Source organism: Nocardioides sp. (assembly GCF_024509035.1).
Classification (GTDB): domain Bacteria; phylum Actinomycetota; class Actinomycetes; order Propionibacteriales; family Nocardioidaceae; genus Nocardioides.
Genome location: NZ_JANINT010000133.1, coordinates 1 through 6,072 on the forward strand (window position 1 = coordinate 1; position 6,072 = coordinate 6,072).

General features: G+C 73.3%; 7 protein-coding genes. 6 read left to right on the forward strand and 1 reads right to left on the reverse strand.

Annotated features, from left to right (window positions below; all coding sequences use genetic code 11):
* The first annotated feature begins 197 nt into the window (after positions 1-197).
* From Q0L15_RS10855 to Q0L15_RS10880, 6 genes are all read left to right on the forward strand, one after another.
* The gene (locus tag Q0L15_RS10855; RefSeq protein WP_296604286.1) at positions 198-2,042 is read left to right on the forward strand and encodes an ABC transporter ATP-binding protein; all 1,845 of its coding nucleotides are present in this window, start codon (positions 198-200) and stop codon (positions 2,040-2,042) included.
* Positions 2,039-3,844: an ABC transporter ATP-binding protein gene (locus Q0L15_RS10860; RefSeq protein ID WP_296604287.1), complete on the forward strand. Its 1,806-nt coding sequence runs from the start codon at positions 2,039-2,041 to the stop codon at positions 3,842-3,844. Before Q0L15_RS10855 ends, Q0L15_RS10860 begins: the two co-directional genes overlap by 4 nt.
* Positions 3,845-3,872: 28 nt before the next feature.
* The gene (gene hisI, locus Q0L15_RS10865; RefSeq protein WP_296604289.1) at positions 3,873-4,244 is read left to right on the forward strand and encodes a phosphoribosyl-AMP cyclohydrolase; all 372 of its coding nucleotides are present in this window, start codon (positions 3,873-3,875) and stop codon (positions 4,242-4,244) included.
* Positions 4,237-4,815, forward strand: coding sequence for a Trp biosynthesis-associated membrane protein (locus tag Q0L15_RS10870; protein WP_296604290.1), 579 nt, complete (start codon positions 4,237-4,239; stop codon positions 4,813-4,815). Before hisI ends, Q0L15_RS10870 begins: the two co-directional genes overlap by 8 nt.
* Before the next feature lie 75 nt (positions 4,816-4,890).
* Positions 4,891-5,091, forward strand: coding sequence for an HGxxPAAW family protein (locus Q0L15_RS10875; RefSeq protein WP_296604291.1), 201 nt, complete (start codon positions 4,891-4,893; stop codon positions 5,089-5,091).
* 13 nt (positions 5,092-5,104) lie between these two features.
* The gene (locus Q0L15_RS10880; RefSeq protein WP_296604293.1) at positions 5,105-5,551 is read left to right on the forward strand and encodes a DUF2752 domain-containing protein; all 447 of its coding nucleotides are present in this window, start codon (positions 5,105-5,107) and stop codon (positions 5,549-5,551) included.
* A 113-nt stretch (positions 5,552-5,664) separates the two neighbouring features.
* Here the strand turns inward: Q0L15_RS10880 and Q0L15_RS10885 are convergent, their stop codons facing one another.
* Positions 5,665-6,012 carry a DUF4190 domain-containing protein gene (locus Q0L15_RS10885; RefSeq protein WP_296604294.1) on the reverse strand — a complete coding sequence of 116 codons (348 nt, stop codon included), beginning with the start codon at positions 6,010-6,012 and terminating at the stop codon, positions 5,665-5,667.
* Positions 6,013-6,072: the final 60 nt, after the last annotated feature.

The following is a 6,072-nucleotide window of genomic DNA, read 5'->3' on the forward strand; positions in this document are numbered from 1 at the left end:
GCGTGGGTGCGTCCGGGCCGAGCAGCAGGGCCAGGTCGCACAGGGCGTCGCGTTCCCGTCGGGCGAGGGAGGAGCTCATGGGGCCGAGACTATGTCGCACCCGGTCAGGGGGGTGCCGGGGAATACCCTGTCCGGGCCGCGGGGTTGCCGCGAGGAACGAGACGAACCAGCAGCGAGAGAGACGGCCAGGGACACAGGTGGCGGACAAGCAGGCGAGCCGACGCGGCACGACGCGTGAGGGCTTCGCCGTACTCGGCGTCGCGATCCGCCGGGAGCCCTGGATCTTCACGGTCTCCACGATCGGCAGTGTGCTGTTCGGCGCGCTCACGGTCGCCGACGCCTGGGTGCTGGGTTGGTCGACCGACCACGTCGTCCTGCCGGCCTACGAGGACGGCGAGATCGGCGCCGACATGCTGCTCGCGGTGCTCGCGCTGTTCCTCGGTGTGGCGATCCTGCGCGCCGTCGGCATCGTCGCCCGCCGGCTCGGCGCCGGCGTCATGCAGTACCGCATGCAGGCCCACACGCGGCGGGCGGTCACCCGGCAGTACCTCGCGCTGCCCCTCGAGTGGCACCAGCGCCACCCGACCGGACAGCTGCTCTCCAACGCCAACTCCGACGTCGAGGCCGCCTGGGGTCCGATCGCGCCGCTGCCGATGGCGGTCGGCACCGTCGCGATGATGGTGATCGCGGTCGTCCAGATGTTCGCCGCCGACCTGGTCATGGCGCTGGTCGGGCTCCTCGTCTTCCCCGCGGTCATCGTCGCCAACCTGGCCTATCAGCGGCTCGCCTCGCCGCTGATGACCCAGGCGCAGCAGCTGCGCGCCGAGCTCAGCGAGGTCGCCCACGAGTCCTTCGACGGCGCGATGGTCGTCAAGACGCTCGGCCGCGAGGGTGAGGAGACCGCGCGCTTCGCCGCCCAGGCCGAGCGCCTGCGCGAGGTGAACATCCGCGCGGGCCGCATCCGCGCGGCGTTCGACCCGACCCTCGCCGCACTGCCCAACGTCGGCGTGCTGGTCGTGCTCGCCGTCGGCGTGCAGCGGGTGCTCAACGGCAGCACCGACCCCGGCGACGTCGTCACCGTGGCCTACCTGCTGACGATCGTCTCCTTCCCGATCCGCTCGATCGGCTGGCTGCTGGGGGAGTTCCCGCGCAGCGTGGTCGGCTACCACCGGGTCCGCTCGGTGCTCCGCGCGACCGGGGAGATGCCGTACGGCGACCAGCGCGCGACGACCGGCCGCACCGGCGCCCGCCTCCAGCTCGAGGAGCTGGCCTACCGCTACGACCCCGACCAGCCGGTGCTCGAGGACGTCACGTTCACGGTCGAGCCCGGGCGCACGGTCGCGATCGTGGGCGCCACCGCCTCGGGCAAGAGCACGCTGACGACCCTGCTCGCGCGACTGGTCGACCCCGACGGCGGCCGCATCCTGCTCGACGGCACCGACCTGCGCGACCTGGCCCGCGGCGAGCTGGCCCGGACGGTGGCGGTCGTGCCACAGACGGCGTTCCTGTTCGACGACACCGTGCGCGGCAACGTCACGCTGGGCGCCGACGTCACCGACGACGAGGTCTGGGCTGCGCTGCGGGCCGCGCAGGCCGAGGGCTTCGTGGCCGCTCTGCCCGACGGCCTCGACGCGCGGCTCGGCGAGCGCGGCACCTCGCTCTCGGGCGGCCAGCGCCAGCGCATCTCGCTGGCCCGGGCGCTCGTGCGGCACCCGCGGCTGCTGATCCTCGACGACGCCACGTCCGCGGTCGACCCCGAGGTGGAGGCCCGGATCCTCGAGGCGCTCCGCTCCGGCGACGGCGACGGCGACGGCACTGACAGCACGCTGGTCGTCGTCGCCTACCGCAAGGCCACGATCGGCCTGGCCGACGAGGTCGTGCACCTCGAGGACGGCCGGATCGCCGGGCGCGGCACCCATGCGGAGCTGCTCGAGCGCAGCCCGTCGTACGCCCGCCTCGTCAACGCCTACGAGCAGCACGCCGCCCACGCGGACGAGCCGGCCGACGACGCGGTCGACGACCTGGTGGAGGAGACCTCATGAGCACCGCGCTCGACTCCGGGGAGGAGATCGGCGCGATCGCCACGCTGCGCCGCGGCGTGCGCTACTCGCCCGAGCTCACCGAGGGCATCGGCTGGACGCTGGTGCTCGCGATCATCGCCTCGATCGGCCAGGTCGTGGTGCCCGTGGCCGTCCAGCAGACCCTCGACCGGGGCCTCAACGGTCCCGGTGGGCCCGACGTGTCCTTCACGGTGCTGACCGGGGTCGGGGCCGCGCTCGCCATCGCGGTGACCAGCTGGGCGTCCTACGCCATGACCTCGCGGCTCTTCACCGCCTCCGAGCGCGGCCTGGCCACGCTGCGCATCAAGGCGTTCCGCCACGTGCACGACCTGCCGCTGCTCACCCAGAACACCGAGCGTCGCGGTGCCCTCGTCTCCCGGGTGACCAGCGACGTCGACCAGGTCAGCCAGTTCCTGGTCTTCGGCGGCCTGCTGTTCGTCGTGAGCGTCGGGCAGGTGCTCGTCGCGACGATCGTCATGGTCGTCTACAGCTGGCAGCTCGCGCTCGTGGTCTGGGTCTGCTTCGCGCCGCTGTTCATGTCGCTGCGCTACTTCCAGCGCAAGCTCTCCGACGCCTACGGCACCGTCCGGCGCCAGGTCGGCGTGATGCTCTCCGCGATCTCCGAGCCCGTCGTCGGCGCGGCCGTGGTCCGCTCGTACGCCGTCGAGGCCCGCACCCAGGCGCGCATCGACACCGCGGTCGGCGAGTACCAAGCGGCGAGCACCCGCGCCCAGGGCTTCACGGCGTTCTCGTTCTCCCTCGGCGGCGTCTCGGCGGGTCTGGCCAACGCAGGCGTGCTGATCGTCGGCATCTGGCTGGGCATCGAGGTGCTGCCGACCGGCGCCGACCTGACCTCCGGCAAGGTCCTCGCCTTCGCGTTCCTGGTGACGCTGTTCGTCGGCCCCGTCCAGATGGGCACCCAGATCCTCACCGACGCGCAGAACGCCATCGCGGGCTGGCGCCGCGTGATCGGCATCCTGGAGACCCCCGCCGACCTGGTCGACCCGGGGCCGGCCGGGCGCACCCTGCCGCGGGGGCCCATCGACGTCCACCTCGACGACGTGACGTTCGCCTACCCCGGTGGGCCGCCGGTGCTGCGCGACGTCGACCTCGCGATCGCGGCCGGCACCCGGGTGGCCGTCGTCGGCGAGACCGGGTCGGGCAAGTCCACGATCGCCAAGCTGCTCACCCGGTTGATGGACCCCTCCCAGGGCGCGGTGCTGCTCGACGGCATCGACGTGCGCGAGATCGCGCAGTCCTCGATGCGCCGCAGCGTGGTGCTCGTGCCCCAGGAGGGCTTCCTCTTCGACGACACCATCGCCGCCAACGTGCGCTACGGACGCCTCGAGGCCACCGAGGAGGAGATCCTCGCCAGTGCGGCCGAGCTCGGCCTCGGCGACTGGGTCGTCGGGCTCCCGCACGGCCTGGCCACCCGCGTCGGCCAGCGGGGCGAGGCCCTCTCGGCGGGGGAGCGCCAGCTCGTCGCGCTGCTGCGCGCCCAGCTGGCCGACCCCGACCTGCTGGTCCTCGACGAGGCCACCAGCGCGGTCGACCCGGCGCTCGAGATGCGCATCGGGCGCGCGCTCGAGCGGCTGATGACCGGCCGCACCTCGGTCACGATCGCCCACCGGCTCTCGACGGCCGAGAGCGCCGACGAGGTGGTCGTGGTCGACCGGGGCCGCATCGTCCAGCGCGGCCCGCACGCCGAGCTCGTGACCCACGAGGGGTCCGTCTACGCGGGCCTGCACGCGAGCTGGACCGCACAGCAGGGTGCGAGCCGCTGACCTGCGCGGAGCGCGGGATACTGGACCGGTGACCTCCCTCGATCCCGCCATCGCCGACCGGCTCAAGCGCACCTCCGACGGGCTGGTCCCGGCCGTCGTGCAGCAGCACGACACGGGCGAGGTGCTGATGCTCGGCTGGATGGACGACGAGGCGCTCGCCCGCACGCTGACGACCGGCCGGGCGACGTACTGGAGCCGCTCGCGGCAGGAGTACTGGGTCAAGGGGGAGACCTCCGGCCACGCGCAGTGGGTCCGTGAGGTGCGCCTCGACTGCGACGGCGACACGTTGCTGGTCAAGGTCGACCAGGTCGGGGTCGCCTGCCACACCGGCGATCGCACCTGCTTCGACGCCGACCTCCTGGGTCGCGCCGACGCGCCTGGCGTGGCCGCGCATGGCTGAGCCCGACCCTCGGCGCCGCACCTTCGGCCCGGTCGTGCTGCTCGGGCTCGTCGCGGGCGGCCTGACCGCGATCGCGGGCGACAACCCGGTCGCCGAGGCCGACGGGCGCGCCACCTTCGCGATCACCTACGACGCCCACCTGCCACTGGCGACAGCCCTGGGCCTGGTGGTGCTCGCCTGCTGGGGCGTCGTCCTCGTCACCCGGGGACGCGTGCGGCGTGCCGTCGCTGCGCTCGGGACGCTCGCCTCGGCGGGAGCGGTCGCGGCCGTCGTCGTCGGGTGGTGGCAGGTCCCCGACCAGCTGCGCGAGGAGCTCGCGGCCATCGGCAGCGACCCGGCCGCCTCCCACACCGTCTGGTGGTGGCTGGCGCTCGTGGGCGCGGCGGCCTCGGTCGCGGCCACCGCGGTGGCGGTGCTGCTCGCCCCCGCGTGGCCCGAGATGGGGACCCGCTACGACGCGCCGACGGGCGCCGGTCCGGCCCCGACGACGCCCCCGGAGGAGCAGACGAGCCTGGACCTGTGGAAGGCCATCGACGAGGGTCGCGACCCCACGGCGGCGGAGCCTGAATAGACTGTCGTCCCAGCACGACCTCACGACCTCGGCCGAGCCTCGGCCCACCTGGACCCCCGCATCGAGGAGCCCCGCATGTCTGACCACCACGGCAACACCCCCGCAGCCTGGACCGGCGTCGCGGTCGCGATGCTGGGCTTCGTGGTCGGCGCCGTCGGGCTGCTCCTCGACCCGGTGAGCTACCCGGTGTTCTGGGTGGGCGTCGGCCTCGGTGTCGCCTCGCTGGTGATCTTCGGCGTGATGGCCAAGCTCGGGTTCCACGAGTCCGGGCACTGACCGACCCGCGGCCATGACCATCGCCGGGCCCTCCTCGACCGCGGACACCGCGGTCGTCGAGGCGAGCCGGTGGCGGCGGATCGCTGCCCCCGCGCTCACCATCGGAGCGCTCGGCGCCGCGACGCTGGCGCTCTACGTCCGCGACCCGCACGAGAGCGGGTCGTGGGGCTACTGCCCGAGCGCGGCCCTGGGCTTCTGGTGCCCGGGATGCGGTGGCCTGCGGGCGGTCAACGACCTCACCCACGGCGACGTCGGGGCGGCCGCGTCGAGCAACCTGCTCTTCATCGCGCTGCTGCCGGTCCTGGTGTTCCTGCTGGGGCGCTGGGCCGTCGATCGGTGGCTGGGGCGCGAGCGCGAGCCCAACGCCCGGTTGATCACGATCGGCACCGTCACGCTCTGCGTGCTGGCCGCGGCGTTCGCGGTCGCCCGCAACCTGCCCGGGTCGTGGCTCGCTCCCTGAACGGTCCCGGCGCACACCACGCTCCGCACACCACGCTCCGCGCACCCCGCACGAGCACGAAGGCCGGCCCCGAGGGCCGGCCTTCGTCGCGCGTGCTGTGTCCAGCTGTCGAGCTAGTTGCTGCTGTACTCGAAGTTCGTGTCGATGGCGCCGGTCGCGACCAGGACGATCGTGACGATCACCATGAGGATGCCCACGATGCCGGTGATGATGCCGGTGAGCGCCATGCCGTCGCCCTTGAGCTGACCGTTCGAGGCCCGGATCTCCTTGCGGGCCAGGAAGCCCAGGACCAGCCCGACGATGCTGGTGACCACGAAGAACCCGCAGCAGATCGTCAGGAGGCCGACCAGGCCGGTGACCATGGAGGCGATCGCCTTGCCCGACGTCTTCGGCGGCATGCCGCCCTGCGGGGGGACCGGAGCGCCGTACTGGGGCGGGGGAGGTGGCTCTGAGTAGCTCACGTGCTCGAAACCCTTCGTTGAGGCCGTCCGTCTCCGGCCTGGTGGTGCGGACCCTACCCG